This window comes from Amycolatopsis sp. NPDC059021, from assembly GCF_042739895.1.
GTDB lineage: Bacteria > Actinomycetota > Actinomycetes > Mycobacteriales > Pseudonocardiaceae > Amycolatopsis.
This window is the reverse complement of record NZ_JBHYIQ010000019.1, coordinates 99,436-115,842: the sequence shown is the minus strand read 5'-3', so window position 1 is coordinate 115,842 and position 16,407 is coordinate 99,436. Positions and strand designations below refer to the sequence as shown.

The 16,407-nt window shown below is 70.0% G+C and carries 17 protein-coding genes; 11 read left to right on the top strand and 6 right to left on the bottom strand.

Annotated features, from left to right (window positions below; all coding sequences use genetic code 11):
• Positions 1–3: 3 nt before the first annotated feature.
• The 4 genes from ACFWX1_RS14325 to ACFWX1_RS14310 all read right to left on the bottom strand — a co-directional run bounded on the left by ACFWX1_RS14325 (position 4) and on the right by ACFWX1_RS14310 (position 6,347).
• Positions 4–1,272 (bottom strand): hypothetical protein, encoded by a 1,269-nt coding sequence (locus ACFWX1_RS14325; protein ID WP_378387268.1) that lies wholly within the window; start codon positions 1,270–1,272, stop codon positions 4–6.
• Positions 1,269–3,713: a glycosyltransferase gene (locus ACFWX1_RS14320; protein ID WP_378387266.1), complete on the bottom strand. Its 2,445-nt coding sequence runs from the start codon at positions 3,711–3,713 to the stop codon at positions 1,269–1,271. Before ACFWX1_RS14320 ends, ACFWX1_RS14325 begins: the two co-directional genes overlap by 4 nt.
• Before the next feature lie 31 nt (positions 3,714–3,744).
• Positions 3,745–4,980, bottom strand: coding sequence for a hypothetical protein (locus tag ACFWX1_RS14315; protein WP_378387264.1), 1,236 nt, complete (start codon positions 4,978–4,980; stop codon positions 3,745–3,747).
• Positions 4,981–5,111: 131 nt separating this feature from the next.
• On the bottom strand, positions 5,112–6,347 hold the full coding sequence (locus ACFWX1_RS14310) for a hypothetical protein (protein ID WP_378387262.1): 1,236 nt from the start codon (positions 6,345–6,347) through the stop codon (positions 5,112–5,114).
• A gap of 129 nt (positions 6,348–6,476) precedes the next feature.
• Between ACFWX1_RS14310 and msrA the strand changes: the two genes are divergently transcribed.
• The 11 genes from msrA (at position 6,477) to ACFWX1_RS14255 (ending at position 13,775) form a co-directional block, all read left to right on the top strand.
• Positions 6,477–7,145: a peptide-methionine (S)-S-oxide reductase MsrA gene (msrA, locus tag ACFWX1_RS14305; RefSeq protein WP_378387260.1), complete on the top strand. Its 669-nt coding sequence runs from the start codon at positions 6,477–6,479 to the stop codon at positions 7,143–7,145.
• 77 nt (positions 7,146–7,222) lie between these two features.
• On the top strand, positions 7,223–7,531 hold the full coding sequence (locus ACFWX1_RS14300; RefSeq protein ID WP_378387258.1) for a type II toxin-antitoxin system prevent-host-death family antitoxin: 309 nt from the start codon (positions 7,223–7,225) through the stop codon (positions 7,529–7,531).
• 4 nt (positions 7,532–7,535) lie between these two features.
• On the top strand, positions 7,536–8,057 hold the full coding sequence (locus ACFWX1_RS14295; RefSeq protein ID WP_378387256.1) for a type II toxin-antitoxin system RelE/ParE family toxin: 522 nt from the start codon (positions 7,536–7,538) through the stop codon (positions 8,055–8,057).
• Between the two features lie 176 nt (positions 8,058–8,233).
• The gene (locus ACFWX1_RS14290; protein ID WP_378387254.1) at positions 8,234–9,994 is read left to right on the top strand and encodes a hypothetical protein; all 1,761 of its coding nucleotides are present in this window, start codon (positions 8,234–8,236) and stop codon (positions 9,992–9,994) included.
• A 12-nt stretch (positions 9,995–10,006) separates the two neighbouring features.
• Positions 10,007–10,282: a hypothetical protein gene (locus ACFWX1_RS14285; RefSeq protein WP_378387252.1), complete on the top strand. Its 276-nt coding sequence runs from the start codon at positions 10,007–10,009 to the stop codon at positions 10,280–10,282.
• 41 nt (positions 10,283–10,323) lie between these two features.
• The gene (locus ACFWX1_RS14280; protein WP_378387250.1) at positions 10,324–11,208 is read left to right on the top strand and encodes an alpha/beta fold hydrolase; all 885 of its coding nucleotides are present in this window, start codon (positions 10,324–10,326) and stop codon (positions 11,206–11,208) included.
• Between the two features lie 139 nt (positions 11,209–11,347).
• Positions 11,348–11,953, top strand: a complete 606-nt coding sequence (locus ACFWX1_RS14275; protein WP_378387249.1) for a hypothetical protein — start codon at positions 11,348–11,350, stop codon at positions 11,951–11,953.
• Between the two features lie 13 nt (positions 11,954–11,966).
• Entirely contained in the window at positions 11,967–12,317 is a 351-nt protein-coding gene (locus ACFWX1_RS14270) for a hypothetical protein (protein ID WP_378387247.1), read from the top strand.
• A gap of 97 nt (positions 12,318–12,414) precedes the next feature.
• Entirely contained in the window at positions 12,415–12,954 is a 540-nt protein-coding gene (locus ACFWX1_RS14265) for a DUF2716 domain-containing protein (RefSeq protein WP_378387245.1), read from the top strand.
• A gap of 46 nt (positions 12,955–13,000) precedes the next feature.
• Positions 13,001–13,402 carry an immunity 7 family protein gene (locus tag ACFWX1_RS14260; RefSeq protein WP_378387244.1) on the top strand — a complete coding sequence of 134 codons (402 nt, stop codon included), beginning with the start codon at positions 13,001–13,003 and terminating at the stop codon, positions 13,400–13,402.
• A 76-nt stretch (positions 13,403–13,478) separates the two neighbouring features.
• Positions 13,479–13,775, top strand: a complete 297-nt coding sequence (locus tag ACFWX1_RS14255; RefSeq protein ID WP_378325907.1) for a YiaA/YiaB family inner membrane protein — start codon at positions 13,479–13,481, stop codon at positions 13,773–13,775.
• A 74-nt stretch (positions 13,776–13,849) separates the two neighbouring features.
• On the opposite strand, the gene ACFWX1_RS14250 is transcribed toward ACFWX1_RS14255, so the two are convergent.
• Together ACFWX1_RS14250 and ACFWX1_RS14245 are read right to left on the bottom strand one after the other, a co-directional pair.
• Positions 13,850–15,322, bottom strand: a complete 1,473-nt coding sequence (locus tag ACFWX1_RS14250) for a phosphocholine-specific phospholipase C (RefSeq protein ID WP_378387242.1) — start codon at positions 15,320–15,322, stop codon at positions 13,850–13,852.
• Positions 15,323–15,471: 149 nt separating this feature from the next.
• A complete protein-coding gene (locus tag ACFWX1_RS14245) occupies positions 15,472–16,065 on the bottom strand; it encodes a lytic polysaccharide monooxygenase (protein WP_378387240.1) in 594 nt (197 codons plus the stop codon).
• Between the last annotated feature and the right edge of the window lie 342 nt (positions 16,066–16,407).

Here is a 16,407-nt window from a genome sequence, read left to right as displayed (position 1 = left end):
CGATCAGCGGGGGAGCCGGCCGAGGATGTTGTCCAGGCCCGGTTTGTCGAGGAGTGCCACGGTTCCCCGCACCAGCGAGCGTTCGGCCAGTTCGAGAACCACGACATTACTGGGGGCCAGCACCGCGCTCGCGGCAGCGCCCTGGTCGTGGTCGGCGGTGCTGGCGTGCAGCGCGGTGAGGTTACGGAACGATGCCGCCAGGTACGGCAGCGTCCGGATGGTGAAGGAGTCGCCGAGCAGGGCGACGTTCAGCCCGTAGGTGCCGGGGCCGGACGCGGTGTCGAGGTGCAGCGGCGTCGTGTAGTCCGGCGGGGTCGGGCGCGTCATGTCCTGGGTGCCGTCCGGCATGAGCGCGTAGTGGGTGCCGCTGGTCGTGCCGGACCGGCCGATGAGCGGGGGCAGGTCGGCGGGGACCTGCCAGGCCGCGGTGGGCGTGACCTTCCACGTCGCGCTGATACCCGGCCGCAGCTTCTCGGCCACCGACCGCGCCATGATCACCGCGCCCTCGTCGGACCAGTGCGCGTCCTGGGGCCCGTAGATCGGCGCGCCCTTGTTCGCGCCCCAGCCCGTGATCTGGCCGCGCAGATCGAGCATGTAGTCCTGCCGGGCGTCGACCATCCGCCAGAACTCGGCGGCCATCGCGGTGTGGCAGTCCTTGCCGATGTAGGCGTCGGGCAGGTTCTCCGGCACCACGGTCGCCTTGTCCGGCGCGACCACCACGACGAGCTGACGGCCCGAAGCCTCGATGCCCTCCTTGAGCCGCTGCAGCTTGCCGAACGTGTCGGCCAGCGGATGGGCCTGCGCGCAGTGGCTCGACACCTCGTCGCCGAGGTAGAGCCAGCCGTTCTTGCCCTCGATGATCGAGGGGAACTGGCGGGGATCGGTCTTGACCGGCGGGGACTGCAGCGGGCCCTGCTGGCTTTCGTGGTTCAGCGGCGGCGGTTCGCCGAAGACGCCGCGGCTGATGCCGTCGGCGGCGTGCACGGCCTGCTCACGGAACATCAGGTGATCGGTGGCCCACGCGGACAGCTGGGTGAAGAACGACCAGCCCTGGCCGGGGCTGGGGAAGGGGGTCAGTGCCCGGTTCTCGAACTCGCTCGGCCGGGCGCCGAAGGCGAACGTGATCAGCGGGGTCGCGAAGAAGATGACCGCGCACGCCAGCGCGATGGTCTGTCTGCGCGCGTGTCTCGGCCGGTAGAGCGAGTGCTCGCGAGGCAGCCAGGCCTCGTACACCGGGGGCAGCGGCGACGGCTTTTCGTTCTTCGTCGTCATGCCGTCGCTCCCGTGTCGTGTCTGCGGTTCGCGAACACGCCCGCACGGCGGACGACCCTGGCCACCGGCCGCAGCGCCCTGCGGAGCGGGCTCGGCGGGGGCGGCGGTGGTGGCGCCGGTGCGGGCTCCCGGCGGGCCCGCCAGGTGCGGTACGCCTCCTCCAGGTGCTCGCGCACCCACGCCGTCGCGATGTCCATCGACCGGGTGCGCAGGAGATGGTCGCGTGCCGCCGCGCCGCGCCGCCGGGCTTCGGCCGGATTGTCGGCGACCTCACACATCGCCGCGGCCGCCGCGTCCAGGTCGGGCTCGGCCCAGTGGCCGTCCTCCTGGTAGGGCACCCAGCCGGGGCCGACCTCGACCAGTTCGTACGGGATCGGCCAGCCGACGTCGGCGCCGAAGAACTCCGTCGTGCTCGAATAATCCGTCGCGATCACCGGGAGTCCCCGGATCATCGCCTCCGCGACGGTCAGCCCGAAGCCTTCACTGCGATGCAGGGAGACGTACGCGTCACTTGCGGTGTACAGCGCGTTGAGCTCTTCGACGCTGAGGTAGCGCTCCCACAGTTCGATCCGCGTGTCGTCACCGATCGCGTAGCGCAGCCGTTCCACGGGGGCCGCGTGCAGATGTCCGTTGGTGGCCTTGATGACCAGCCGGACGTCGTCGCGGCCGGGGAACGCGCGCTGGAAGGCGGTCACCACACCCCACGGGTTCTTGCGGCCGCCCGTGCTGTTGAAGTCGAAGGCGAACAGGAACCGGACGGGCGCGCCCGGTTCGCGTGCCGGACGGGAGACCGGGCCGGGGTCGGGGACGGGCAGCGGGATGGTCTTCACCGGGACCGGGGCGTGCTCGGCGATCGCCTTGGTCGCGAACTCGCTCGGCGTCCACACCTCGTCCACGAACGCGAAACCGTCCCGCATGGACTCCGGGAAGTCCTCGAGTTCCCACGCCCACAGGCCGATCCGGTACCGCTCGTGGCCGACGTCGGGGTGGCTGTTCAGCAGCAGCTCGGCGAAATCGGAGTTCACCGCGAGGAGGCTCAGCGGGAACTTCGGATCGCCGACGGTGTCCGGATCGGCCAGCGCCGTGGTCCGGACCGAACGCGCCAGCGACCGCTTCTCGACCACGGACACCATCGGGATGCCGGAGTCCCGCACCACGCGGTGCACGATCCGGCCCATCTCGCCGAGGCCGAGTTCCGCGGTCAGATACCCGGCGACGTTGACGCCGAACTCGTCGACCGGGGCGGTGGGCGTGGCCGGTTCGGCGGGTACCGCCCAGTGCGGCACGAGACCCTCGTCGACGCCGTGGGTCGAGCACCACTGCCGGAAACCCGGCGCGTCCCGGCCCGTCGGGTGCGCGAACACGGCCTGCAGATCGACGCGTGTCGCCCATACCCGCATGGTCAGCCTGCTGAACCCGGCCGTCTTTTCGAGCGGGGTGGCGGGCGCGGAAAGCCAGTCCTGGAAAGCCTTTCCGCCGTCGTCACCGAAGGGATGCGGCGGCGCTTCCTCGGCGGATTGACCGAACGGGTCCTCGTCCGTCTTCACCCACGCGGCGTGGAAGAGCTGCCGCATCTGCGGGGTGATCGGGGTCCCGTCCGGCAGCTCCGCGAAGCCATAAGGCACGTCTTCACCGTGTCCGGCGGCCAAGAGCTTCTCGCGGTAGGCGTCGCACAGCCGCCTGAGTGACGGATTCGCGGACAGTGTCACGCGGGGTCGCTCGGGCGTGTCCGCGCTCAGCAGCCACGGGGTTTCGGGGTCGTAACCGCGGAAGGCCACGAACTTCGGCGGTGTGTCGTCCAGTGCCCGCTCGTGCAGGTTCCAGTAGCCGAGGGCGAGGCCGGGATCGCGGACGATCGTGTGCGGGAAGAGCCCGGCGACCAGGTCGAACCAGTGCCGGACGCGCGCGCGGGGTTTGCGGCACTGGGCCCGCTCGGCCCACAGGTCGAGAAATCTACGGGCGCCGCGGCCCGCGGCGAGGAACCCGTCGAAGATCCCCGGCACCTCGCTGGGTTTGCGCTCGTCCTGCGGGAACGGGGTGAGCACCGAAGGCGTCACGACGAGGTCGTGTTCGACGGCGAGCGCGGTGATGTCGGCGAAGGACGCGTGGACGTCGATCTCCGGCGCGAGCAGCACGGCGACGTCGAAGTCTTCGAGGAGTTTCCGTAGCGCCATCGGCTTGACCGCGTCGAGCAGCCCGTCGGCCGCGTGGGACGTCGCGAGCCGCAGGTACTCGTCGGAATCGAGGTCGAGCCACTCGGGGCCGACGACCCGGGACCCGGCGGGACCCGAGGTCCCCTCCGGCGGGCCGTCGACCACGAGGACGACGAATGCGTGGCCCGGATGGTGCTCGAGATAGCTCTCGGCGAGCACGCGACCGGCGGCCAGCCTGCTCCGGGTGAGCACGGTGCAGGCCGCGCTCCGGTACGGACGGTCCGGCAAGCTTTTCCCCCCGAGCTTGCTACCGGACACGTCAGGTGTTGGCCGGCAGCACCTTCAGCTGCCCGGCGAGGATCTCGTCGAACACGCTGCTGATCGACGCGAGGTCGGCGCCGTCGACTTGCACGCGGACGACGGTGTTCCGGTAGACGTAGTGCGCCCGGATCAGGGACGGGCCGCCGTTCTGCCCGGCCAGCTGCACGATGTCGACGCCCGGCGGCACGGTGCCGCTGTAGGTCTGCATCTTGAACTTGATCTGCAGCTGCGCGAGCTTGTCGGCGGCGGTGCGGGCGGCGGCCGGCGACGAGGTCTGGGCGGTCAGCACGACCGCGTGGACCTCGGACGGGAGGTTCGAGACGGCGAGCCGGGCCTTGCTGGCGTCCGCGGCCTTGTACGCGTCGCTCTCGTCGTCGGTCAGGACCTTCCGCGGCGCGAGGTCGCCGAACGACGGGTAGTCCGTCTTCTCCTTGAGCGTGCCGGGCAGCTTCGCGATCTCCAGGTCGTCCTTCGGCGCGGGCGGGGCCGGGGGCGCGCTCTTGGTCGGGCCGGCCGGCGGCTGGGCGGTGTTGTCGCCGTTGTTGCCGAAGACGAAGAAGGCGCCGACGCCGAGGGCGATGACCACGACCACCGCGACCGCGATGCCGATGATCTTGCCCTTGCCCTTCGAGGGCTTCGTCTCGAATGGCTCCGGGCCCTGGCCGACCCAGCTGTGGTCGGTCGAGGACAGTGGCGGGAAGTCCGAGCCGCCCCACGGCGGGACGCTGTCGCCGCTCGGTGCGTTCCACGGCGCCTGCGGTGGCTGCTGCGGGTGCTGTTGCTGCTGGTACGGCTGCTGCTGGGCGGGGAAGCCACCGGAGTTCGGCGCGGGGAAGCCGCCCTGCGGGGACGGGACGCCCGGGACGACCTGGGTCCGCTCCGCCTCACCGGCGTTGGCCTGCCAGGCGCCCTGGCCGACGGCCTGGGTGCGCTCGGCGCTGTCCGGCACGTTGACGATCTGGGTCCGGTCCGCGGTGGGCCCCTGCTGCTGCGGTTGCTGAGCCTGCTGCTGCGGCGGGCCGGCCTGGGGAGCGCCCTGCTGCGGCTGCCCGCCGACCGGGGCGATGATCTGGGTGCTGTCCGCCTGCCCGGGCGTCTGCTGCGGGGTACCCTGGGGGTCGTAGCTGACCGCCGAGGACAGCACGTTGTCCCGCCGGACCCGGTAGTCATCGGCCGAGATCTGGCCCGCGGCCAGCTCTTCGTCCAACCGGCGAAGTTCTTCTTGCCAGGACAAACCCGGCCCCCTTCTCTCACGAAGCGCCTCGAGCCGGCGCCCTGAGCCGCACAGACCCCCCACATTGTGCACTCAGCGTCCCCGGGCCCCTCCCAGAGGGTCGAATCGTGACCTGCCCGGGTGACGGCGTCTCAGCCAGGGGGCAGGACCTTCTTCACCGAGTCCAGTACCCGGTCCTGACGTGCGACGATCTCGGGCGAGTCCGACGCCTTCGGGTAACCGGCGCCGAAGTAGACGACGGTGCCGCCCGAGGCGTACCACGTCGTCTTGAGCATGCTCTTGCCGTCGAACCCGGTGACGATCTTCAGCTGCTCGGAGGGGACCTGGGTGAACCCGCCCGCGACGGCGTTCTGCAGCAGCGTGTCGACGACCGCCTTGGCCCCGGTCGGCCCGCTGGTCGGGATCACCAGCAGCAGGTAGCTGGACTGGCCGTCGGCCGAACCGCGGAAGATGACCTCGCTCGCGCCGTTCTTCGTCAGGGTCTCGGCGGTTTGGTTGGGGTAGAGGCCCGTCTCGAGCCCCTTGGTGACCGACATCGTCGAGTTGTTCGGGTTCAGCGTGCCGGGGAGGATCGGGAGCCTGTCCTCGATGCTGCTGCCCGTCGCGGCGTTGGCGTTGCTGCCGGTCGGCGCGGTGCTCGACGCCGTGTCGGTGCCGGCGGGCCTGCCGAGCCACCACATGCCGCCGATGATCAGCGCGAGCACCAGCAGCACACCGGCGGAGAGGAACAACCACGTCGGCAGCCCGCGGGACCGCTTCGGTGCCGCCGGTTCCTCGTCCCAGCGGTTCTCGCTCCCGGCGCCTGCCGGCTCGGGGACCAGCGGCGGGAACCGGCTCGGCAGCGGGCTGGTGTCCCGCCTGATCTGCGCGGGAGTGCCGTCGACCCGCAGGTACTGGGTCGGGTTGACGTCGGCAGGGCTGGGCGCGGTGGTCGGCCGGTCGGTGCCGTAGGCCAGGCCGTTGTGGCCGGAGGACCGCAGCGGCATCGTCATCGGCGGGACCGACTGGGCGGGCACCGGACGGGTCAGATCCGGCTGCGCCGGGGTGGGCTGGGACAGCGGCGGCTGCGCGGGCGTCGGTTGCGACGGGGGCTGCTGGACGGGCGTCGGCTGGGACGGCGGCTGTGCCGGGGCCTGCTGGTGCGGCGGCGCCGGTGGCCACGGCCGGGCCTCGGGCGGCGGAGCGGCCGGGTTGGTGCTGTGCCAGGTGTTCCCCGGATGCCGCAGCGGCGACGCGACCGGCGAGGGCACGGTCCGCCCGGAGGCCTCGGCGAGCAGGTCGTCGCGCAGCCTGCGGTGCTCGGCCGGGCCGAGGCGGCCGGCGGCCAGCTCCGCGTCCAGCCTGCGCAGCTCGTCCTGCCAGCTCATCCCGCACCCCCTGCCACCCGTATGGGGCACCAGTGTGACATGCGTACTGTCCGTACACCTGCGGGTCGCCGGGAATGGACGGTGTTCCGGCACCGGCCCGTGCCCCGGCGAACTGCGTACAGTTGAGGTATGTCGTGGTTCGGGCGAGACAAGACGCAAATCGTGGGTGCGGACGAGGCCCTGCCCGGTCGGGCGGAGCCGATGACGGTGTCCGGCGTGCACGCGGTCTTCACCGACCGGCGGATCACCCCGCCGTTCCCGGAAGGGCTGCGCACGGCGGTGTTCGGGCTCGGCTGCTTCTGGGGCGCCGAGCGGATCTTCTGGCAGACGCCGGGGGTGTACTCCACCGCCGTCGGCTACGCGGGCGGTCACACGCCGAACCCGACGTACGAGGAGGTCTGCAGTGGACAGACCGGGCACGCCGAGGTCGTGCTCGTCGTGTTCGACCCGGTCCAGGTGTCCTACGAGACGCTGCTGAAGACCTTCTGGGAGGGCCACGACCCGACGCAGGGCATGCGCCAGGGCAACGACCTCGGCACCCAGTACCGCTCGGCGATCTACTACACCGACGACGAGCAGAAGGCGACGGCCGAGACGTCCCGCGAGGCGTTCCAGGCGGCGCTCACCGCGTCCGGGCACGGGACGATCACCACCGAGCTGGCGCCGCTGGGCGAGTTCTACTACGCCGAGGAGTACCACCAGCAGTACCTCTCGGACGCCAAGAACCCCAACGGCTACTGCGGTCTCGGCGGTACCGGCGTGAGCTGCCCCATCGGCCTGAACGTCCCATCGGACTGACGCACGGCGACAGCGAAGTCCGCTAACCCCTCGCGCACCACTCGACAAATCTGTATAGATTTCTGTATAGTTTTGGCATGACTGCTCTCCAGGATGCTCCCGAGTTCACGGTCACGGAGGCAACCAGGCGCGGTGTAGCCGGCCTGGTTGCCGATGCCGAGCAGGGTGATGTCCTCGTCGTCACCCGTCATCACAAGCCGGTGGCCGCGGTAGTCAGTGTCCGCCGCCTTGCCGAAATCGACGAGGCGGCCGCGGATCTTCGGGATCTGGCTCTGGTGCTCGCTCGCTCGGTCAGTGATTCGGGGCGGCGTACCAGTCTTGACGACGTGATGACCGCATTCGGGCACACGCGAGAGTCGCTCGCCGCTGTGGAGGACGACGAGTAGCTCCATGGCGAAAGTCGTTTTCACCGACGCGGCCATTGGCGACCTGCGGCGGCTTGGGCCCGATGTGGTGCCCAAGGTTCTCAAAAAGGCTCAGATCTTGCGTGACGATCCGGAAGCGGGTCACCCGTTGGGTGGCCCGCTGACAGGCTTTCGCAAGTTGGTGGTGGGTCGTAACCACTGGCGCATCGTGTATCGCCTGACCGAGGACGGCACGGTCGAGATTTGTGAGATCTGGTGCGTGGGCGCGAGATCGGATGCCGAGGTCTACGCGGAGGCGACTTCTCGAGTAGCCGACGCCGCTGGCGAAAGCCCTGATCTCCGACGTCTTGCGGAGGTGATCGAGCGGCTCGGCCGGTTGGCGGGAGGTGTCGTCGTCGAGGAGGAACCGAGGGGTGAGCCCGTGCCGGATTGGCTGGCGCAGCGGCTCATCTACACTGCGGGCGTGCCTCCGGAGAAGGTCGCCGCACTTGATCTCGAACAAGCTGTCGACCTCTGGACGGCGTTCACCAGCACTCCCCGGGAGTGAGGGCGATGACCGGTCGGAGCGCCGACAGTAGCGGTACGGGGTGAGCTGCCCCATAGGCCTCGGTGTCGTGGACAAGTGACATGAACCGGCCATATTCGGTGATCGGCCACCAAGGCGGCCTGATCTCCCGGTAGGGTGCGCCCTGCGCAACGTCCTCGGTACGCGCAGGGAGTTCCTTGAGCATCGCAATGCCTGCCCGCGGGCGGACGTCCGGCGGGGGAGCGCGCCGGTCCGGTAGGGAAGGTGTGCTCGTCGTCCTCGCCGGGCTGGCGATCTCGCTGGGGTTCAACGGGCAGATCGTCGTGCGTCCCGGGTCGGCGGTGCTCGGCGGCATCGGCGACCCGTTCCTGCAGATCTGGGAAATGGCGTGGCAGCACCGGTTTCTCACCGGGGGCGGCGAGTTCTGGACCGCCAACATGTTCTTCCCGGCGCCGGACAACTTCGCCTTCTCCGACACCCTTCTCGGTTACCTGCCGCTCAGCCTCTTCGGCGACGGACCGACCGCCGCTGTCGTGCGCTACAACATCGCGTACGTCCTGGCCTGCGCGCTCGCGTTCATCGGCTGCTATCTGCTGACGCGGCAGCTGGGCGGAAGCTGGCAGGCCTCGGCACTGGCCGGGGTGGTGTTCGCCTGGGCGCCCTGGCGGCTCGCCCACGCCAGTCACCTCAACATTCTCTCCACCGGCGGGATCGCGCTGGCGTTGTTCGCGCTGGCCCGCGGCCACGGGTTCTCGTTCCGGCACGGGCTGCGGCCGGAGCGGGCCCGGCCGTGGTGGGCGCTCGCCGGCTGGCTGCTGGCCACCTGGCAGGTCACCCTCGGGTTCACCGTCGGCATCCCGTTCGTCTACCTAATGGGCCTGGTCGGCCTGGTGATCGTCGTGGCGGGAGTGGTGAAGCGGCGCGAACTCGGCCGCCGCGTCCACCTCGCCGACGGCGCCGGGATCGTGGTCTTCCTCGTCGTCACCTACCTCCTGACACGGCCGTACCTGCGGGTCGTCGACAGCTACCGGTTCACGAGGTCGGTGCACGATCTCGAACTGCTTTCCCCGCCGCCGGAGGGACTGCTCACCGCGTCCAACCAGACCTCGGTGTGGCGTGGCACCCCGTTCAACATGTGGCACGAAGGCGTGCTCGACCACTCCTGGATCGGCGAACCGGGCGCGGCGGAGAAACTGCTGTTCCCCGGGCTGGTCGTGCTGGTGCTCGCGGTGGTGGGACTGGTGGTGAGCGCCTGGCCGGTCCGGGTTCGGGCCGGCCTCGGTATCGCGACGGCGGTCCTGACGATCTTCTCGCTCGGCACGACGTTCTTCGGCGGCGAGTTCACCTATCTCCTGCTGTGGAAGTACCTTCCCGGCTGGGAGGCTCTTCGTACGCCAGGACGGCTCATCCTCTGGGTGAGTCTCCTGCTCGCGCTGCTCGCGGCAGGGGCGGTCACCCGCTTCGGCCAGCTGTGGGCCGAGCGCTCGCCGACGCCGCCCGCCTGGCGAAAGCGACTGGTCGCGTTCCTGTTGCTCCTGCCCGCGCTCGGGGCGTTGCTCGAAGGCGTCCCGAGTCAGCCCCGCGTGACGCCGCCCGAGATACCCCCGGACCTCCATCAGGCCTTCACACAGTCGCGGGAGCCGATGCTCGTCCTGCCGGTGAGCCTGTCGCCTGACACGTTCAGCGAGTACACCTACCTGCTGTGGTCCACCGACGGATTCCCGAAGCTGGCCAACGGCTACTCCGGCAACTTTCCGCCGCAGTACGAGGAAATCGTCGCGGCCTCGAAGACCTTCCCGGACGCGCACAGCATCGCGGTGCTGCAGAAGTACGGCATCCGGAAGGTCGTCGTGCTGAAGGCGGCGGGCCCGTCCGCTGACGTTCTCAAGCGCCCCGTCGACACCCTGCGTCTCACCAGGACCGAGTCGGCGGACCTCGTGACGTTCACCGTGCACTGACAAGCTGTACCCATGACTGCGGCGAACGCCGGCGAGTGGGCGCTCGTCCGCGACCATCTGCACGACCTGGTCCAAGGCGGCCTCACCCCGTTGTCGGGCGGCAGGCTGCTGCGCGCGTCGAGCGAACGGCTCGGCGATCCGGCCGCGCTGCGCGAGCTGGTCCGCTGGGCGGCGATGCTCGAAACGTGGATCCCGACCGACGTCACGCCGACGTCGTTCTGCGAGGACCAGTTGCTTCAGCAGGCCCGTGTCCTGCTCGCCGGAACGTGGCCGCCGCGAGACGGCTGACCGCCGGTTTGCGTCGTTTTCCCCTCGGGTAGGCCGACGACATGACGGAGTTCGTGACGACGGCCGATCTGGTGATCGGGTACGAAGTGGACGGTCCGGCCGACGGCCAGGCCGTGGTGGCGGTGCACGGCTGGCCGGACGACGTGCACTGCTGGGACGGGGTCGTGCCGGTGCTGGCCGCCGAGGGTTTCCGTGTGTACCGGCCGCATCTGCGCGGCTTCGGCCCGACCCGGTTCCGTTCGGACGGCAAACCCCGCAGCGGGCAGGCCGGCGCGCTCGGCGCGGATCTTCGTGACTTCCTCGACGCCCTCGAACTCGACGACGTCGTCATCGCCGGACACGACTGGGGCGCGCGAGCCGGATACGTCGTGGGCGCCTTGTTCCCCGATCGGGTGCGGTCGCTGGTCGCGATGTCGGCGGGACACGGGGCGAGCGGTCCGCACGCGCCGCTGCCCTATCCGCTCGCCCACGCGTACTGGTACGAGTGGTTCGTCGCGACGTGCCGGGGCAGGGAAACCATGCGCACGGACCGGCGCGGGTTCAGCCGGTACCTCTGGGAGAGCTGGTCACCGGGCTGGGACTTCACCGACGCCGAGTTCGACGCGGCCGCCCGCGCCTGGGACAACGACGACTGGCCGGACATCACCGTCAGCGCGTACCTGCACCGCTGGGGCGAGATGGCCGGTGACCCGGCGTACGAGGACATCGAGGAGCGGCTCGCCGAGGTCCCCGCTGTCCGGGTGCCCACGCTGGTGCTGCACGGCGCCGACGACCGCGACAATCTGCCCGCCACCAGCGAGGGCAAGGCCGAGCTGTTCGGCGAGCGTTATCAGCGCCTCGTGATCGACGGCGTCGGCCACTTCGTCCCGCGGGAAGCCCCGGCCCGCACCGCTCGCGAGATCCTCCGCTGGATCGCCGAGGAGTGACGCCGGAAAGACCTCGTCGCGTCACCCGCAAGGCCGCCGAAACTGTCGTACGTATGTTCTAAAATTGGCGTTGTCCAGGGGAGATGTCGCTCGGCGGTCAACCAGGGCGCCGGGTGGCGAAGCGGCGAAAGGCGGCCTCATGGCTTACATCACCCTGCCCACCTTCGTGGGCTACAGCGCGAGTTCTGGTCCGGCCCGGTCCTCGTTCGTCCGCCGTCAGCGCCGGCTGTACGAGGACCCGGCGCGGGCCGCGTTCAACTACTACCGTCGCGCGGCGAACGCCGTCCGGGCTGGGCGCGCGGCCGGGCAGGACGAGGTGGCCCTGCGTGCGCTGGTCAACTCCGCCGACGACCGCACGAAGCCGCACTACGCCGCCATCGCCGAGGGGTGGCTGCGGTACCTGGGGCGGCGCAATCCCCGGCTGGTGGAGGTCGGCCGGGCCCGCTGTGCGCTCGGCGAGCTGGAGATCGGCATCAGCCCGCAGCTCGGGCTGCGCAAGAGCAACGGCCGCCGGTTCGCGACCTGGCTGTACTTCAAGGAGGAGCCGCTCACCAGGGACGCCGCGCTGCTGGCACTCTGGCTGATGGAGAAGGCGATGCCGGATCTGCTGCCGGGCGGTGAAGCACTGGTCATCGACGTCCGGCGGTCGAAGGAGTTCATGCTGAGTCCCCGCGATCGCGCCCGGCTGCGGCCATGGGCGCAGAGCGAGGCCACGGCGTTCATGACCCTGTGGAACGCCGCCTAGCCCTGGAGGTGCCGTGCCGGTCCCGCTGAGCCGCGAGGTACTGGCGGTCCTCGATCGGCTGCTGCCCGCGGACGACCCGGTCGCGGCCGGGCTCCGCGCGCAGCTGCCGCACGCCCGCATGTCGCCGGGCTGCGAATGCGGCTGCGCGACCGTGCACCTGCACGTCGCCACGGGCGAGGTGGCGCCGGTCGAGTCGCCGCGGCGGGAGTTCGCGGCGGCGCGGGTCGAAGCCGCGGACGGAACGCCGCGCGGCGGCATCCTGCTGCTCGTCGATGGCGGCTACCTGTCCTGGCTGGAGATTTACTCGTACGACGCACCGATCGGGGAATGGCCGTCACCGTGCGAGGTGCACCCGGACGGGTGACGGATTTCGCGCGGGACGGGAGCCGGACTGGACAATCTCGGCCTCGAACACGAAGCTTTCCGCAGTCTTGAACCGGCCGAAAGCTTCGAGGTCGAATGTGAACGCTGCCTGGGAACCCCTCTCCCGCGTCGCCGACGAGCCCGCCTGGTACTGGGTCTACGACGAGCTCGGGTTCACGCCGAGCGTGTTCTCCCACGCCTGGCCGGGCTTTCGCGAGCCCTCGCCGTCCAAGACGTGGGACCTCTCGCCGGGAGACCTCGACCGCGCGTCCGCCGAGTTCCGTCTAGGCCCGTACGCCGTCGAGGAGCGCGAAGCCGCTGACGTCGCGCTCGCGGCGCTGAAGGAGTCCGTGCGGCCCGACGAGTGGGTGTGGGTGCTGCACTGGCAGCACCAGTCCTACCGGTTCTGGCCGCACCGGATGGCCGCCGCCGACAACTGGACCGTGCCGGTCTTCCCCCGCGTCGACTACCACATGTTCCTCGCCGAGGACTTCCGCTTCGGCACGCTCGGGCATCCGTGGGAGCGGACGCTGTGCGTGTTCGGCGAGCCGCTGCTGACCGCGTTCGGGCGGCACGGCGAGGGCGTGTTCAAGAACGTGTTGCGCCGCAACGGTTCCCCGATCGCACTGGCCCGCTGACCGCCCGCGCCCCGGAAAGCCCAGGTCCGCTGCTACCTTCATCGACGTGTTCGAATACCACGGCTGGGTGACGATCCAAGCGACCGCGAGCGGGGACGACGACGCCGCGCTGCTCGAGCGCCTCGTCGAGCGAGTACATCGCGCCGTCCGTGACGCCGACATGGTCGATCTGGTGGACCTGCGCTGGAGCGCGGGGATGCCGATGCTGCACCTCGGCGGGCTCGACAAGCACGGCGGCACGATCGGGCCGCGGCTGCTCGAGCTGTTCACCCGGGTCGGCGAGCTGGCGGCGGGCTCGTACGGCCTGCTCCACGTCTGGGACGACCAGGACACCGAGCACGACAACGAGTTCCGCGTTTACCGGATGGCGCGCGGGCTGGTCAACGAACGCCCCGACGCGCACCTGAGCCCGGTGGCGCCGACGGTGCTGGACGTCTACGAGCTCTGAGCCGTGTCCGGTTCGAGACCGGTGGTCGAGTAGTCGTACTCAAGACTTCGCGGGGCCGGTCGGCGACCGTGAGGGCATGACAAAAACCGTCTCCTCCGCGTCGTCCACCACTGCGGCGTTCTTCGCCCAGGCGGCGCTGTCGTTCGGTCTCGCGCTGGTCGCGGTCAGCGCCGGGATCGTGTTCCTGCCGGTGAACGGCTGGGTCCGCGGCTTCCTCGCGCTGGGCATGCTGTACCTGGTCACCTCGGCGTTCACGCTGGCCAAATGCGTGCGTGACCGGCAGGACGAGAACTCCGTGGTCACCCGCGTCGACCAGGCGCGGCTCGACAAGCTGCTCGCCGAACACGACCCCTTCAAGACCCCCGCCGCGTAATGCCCGACGGTCCGTGGGGGCCTCCTTGAGGGACTCTGGGTCCCTTGGGGAGGCCCCCACGGACCGGCGACGGATCAGTGCGGCTTGCGCGGGACGTGGGGACGCTGACCCGGCTCCTGCGTCGGCGGCTTCTGGTCCTTACCGGGGAACTTCGGCGCCGGGAGCTGCGACTGCTCGTAGCGTGAGAGCGTCAACGGGCCGCTGGTGTCCGGCAGCGTGGGCGGTTTCGCCTTCTGGTCGTCGAAGCGGAACGCCGAGGTCAGGTCCCCGAACGTCTTCCGCCGCCAGTCCGAGATGTTCGGCTCCGGCACCCCGGTCACCTTCTCCAGGAACTGCAGCGTCGAGGTGTGGTCGAAGTTCTCGCTGCACACCCAGCCACCCGCGGTCCACGGCGAAATGATGATCGCGGGAACGCGGTATCCGGCGCCGACCGGCAGGCCGTTGCCCTTCGTGCCGCCCGGCGAGGTCTTGGTGACGAACTCGTGCGGCGTGCCCTTGGCCGGGGTCGGCGGGATGACGTGGTCGAACAGCCCGTCGTTCTCGTCGTAGTTCAGGATGAACACGGTCTTCGCCCACAGGTCCGGGTTCGACGCGATGGCGTCGATCTTGCTGGCGACGAACGCGGCGCCCTCGGCAGGCGTGTAGTCAGGGTGCTCGGACGCGGTGCTGGTGCAGATGATCCACGAGACGGTCGGGAGCTTCCCGTTCCGCGCGTCGTATTCGAACTGTCCCTCCGGCCGGTGCGTGAGCCCGTTGACGTACAACGGCGAATCCTTCGGCGCGTCCCGGAAGCTCTTGAACTGCTCGAGCATGTTGCAGCCGTAGGTGTCGGTCTGCTCGTACACCTTCCAGCTGACCCCGGCCTTCTGGAGCCGCTCGGCGTAGGTCGTCCAGGTGTACCCGCCCGCCGGGGCCTTGTTGTCGAGGATCGGCCCGCCGTGCTCGCCGTCGGGGTCGATGGTGCCGGTCATCCACATCATCCGGTTCGGCCACGTCGGGCCGAGCACCGAGCAGTGGTAGGCGTCGCAGATGGTGAACGCCTCGGCCAGCGCGAACTGGAACGGCAGGTCGGCCCGGGTGTGGTACCCCATGACATACGGGCCGTTCTTGCCGTCGGCCTTGCGGTGCGCCGGCAGCCAGTTGTCCATTTTGCCGCCGTTGAGGGCGTCGTGCTGGACCTGCCAGGCGTGCGAGGTGGACGGGATCTTCTGCGCGTTGGTGGCGTGCGTGTCGAGGTGGAACGGCAGCGCGTAGCCAGCCGGGTTCTGCGAGTCCGGCTGGTAGAACACCGGCTTGCCGTTCGGCAGCTTCGCGGCGTTCGGGTCGTTGAACCCGCGTACGCCGGACAGCGTGCCGAAGTAGTGGTCGAAGGACCGGTTCTCCTGCATCAGCAGCACGACGTGCTCGATGTCGCGCAGCGAACCGTGTCGCGGCGCGCCCTGGGCGAGCGCGCGCTGGACGTTCGGGGGCATCAGTGTGGCGGCGGCCGCGGTGGCGGCGGCACCCGCCGCGGTGCCGAGCAGACGGCGTCGGGTCAGTTCGGTCATGGGCCTCACCCTCGTTCGCGGTAGTCACCTGATGAGGTGGCAACTGGCAAACTAACAGCGAACGCACGGTGAAAATCGGTGTCGAACCGGGCGAGTGACCCGAAACCGTGCCGAGCGCCCGCCGGTTCGGCGGACGCCCTGTCGTGCCGTCAGAAGACGACGTCGGCGCACTGGTAGAACGCGTTGCCGGTGTCGGCGATGTCCCAGACGGACAGGATCATGTGCCGTCCGCTCTTACCGCTGGGCAGCTTCCCGTTGTGCGACACCGCGTTCGGCGGGCGCTTCCCGCCGAACGGCACCGTGAGGAACGGCTGCGGCTCGAGCTGGGCCCTGGTCAGCGGCGCGTTCGGGTTCCAGCCGTCCTTGGTGACGAAGTAGCGGAAGTTCGTCGTCGCGTGTGCCGCGGTGAGTGTCCACTTGAACGTGTAGTCGGCCCCGCTGGTCAGCTTCGACGCGGGCCACGAGCCGTTGCGCTGGTCGTTGAGCTGTCCGAACTGGCTGAGCCCGGCCGAACAGATCTTGCCGTCCGCGGGCCCGCGCGAAGGAAACCCCTTGGGCCCCTCGACGCTCTGCGGTTCGTACTGAATCTGCCCGCAGTTCTTCGCGGCACCCGTCTTGCAGTTGTAGGCCCGGCTCACCGGCGTAGTCGTGTACCCATGCCCCCACGCCACTCCGGCGAACACCACCGGCAGGGCGAGCACAGCAGCCGTCAACGAAGCCAGACCCAGCAAACGCTTACGCATGTGACTCCTCTCACAGCAGGTGTCACGAATTGTGAACAATTCCCCAACTGGTTCAGACCACCACCCAGCCCAACCTTCCCCCCGCCCCCACTACCCCAAATGGTCCAGACCACTCCGCGCACGGCCCCCCCTCGCACCCCGTGCGAAACCCGACCGGCAAGAGGAAATCGAAGAGGTGAGCGAGAACCCGCAGACCCAGTGAGAACACAAAAAAATCCCCACGCTGTCAACAGTTACCTGCCGCACCGTGGGGGTGGGGGGGGGGGGGGCCCCCCCGGGGGGGGGGGGGGGGGGGGGGGGGGGCGGGACGCGCGCCCACAACCCCCCCACCCCCCCCCCCGC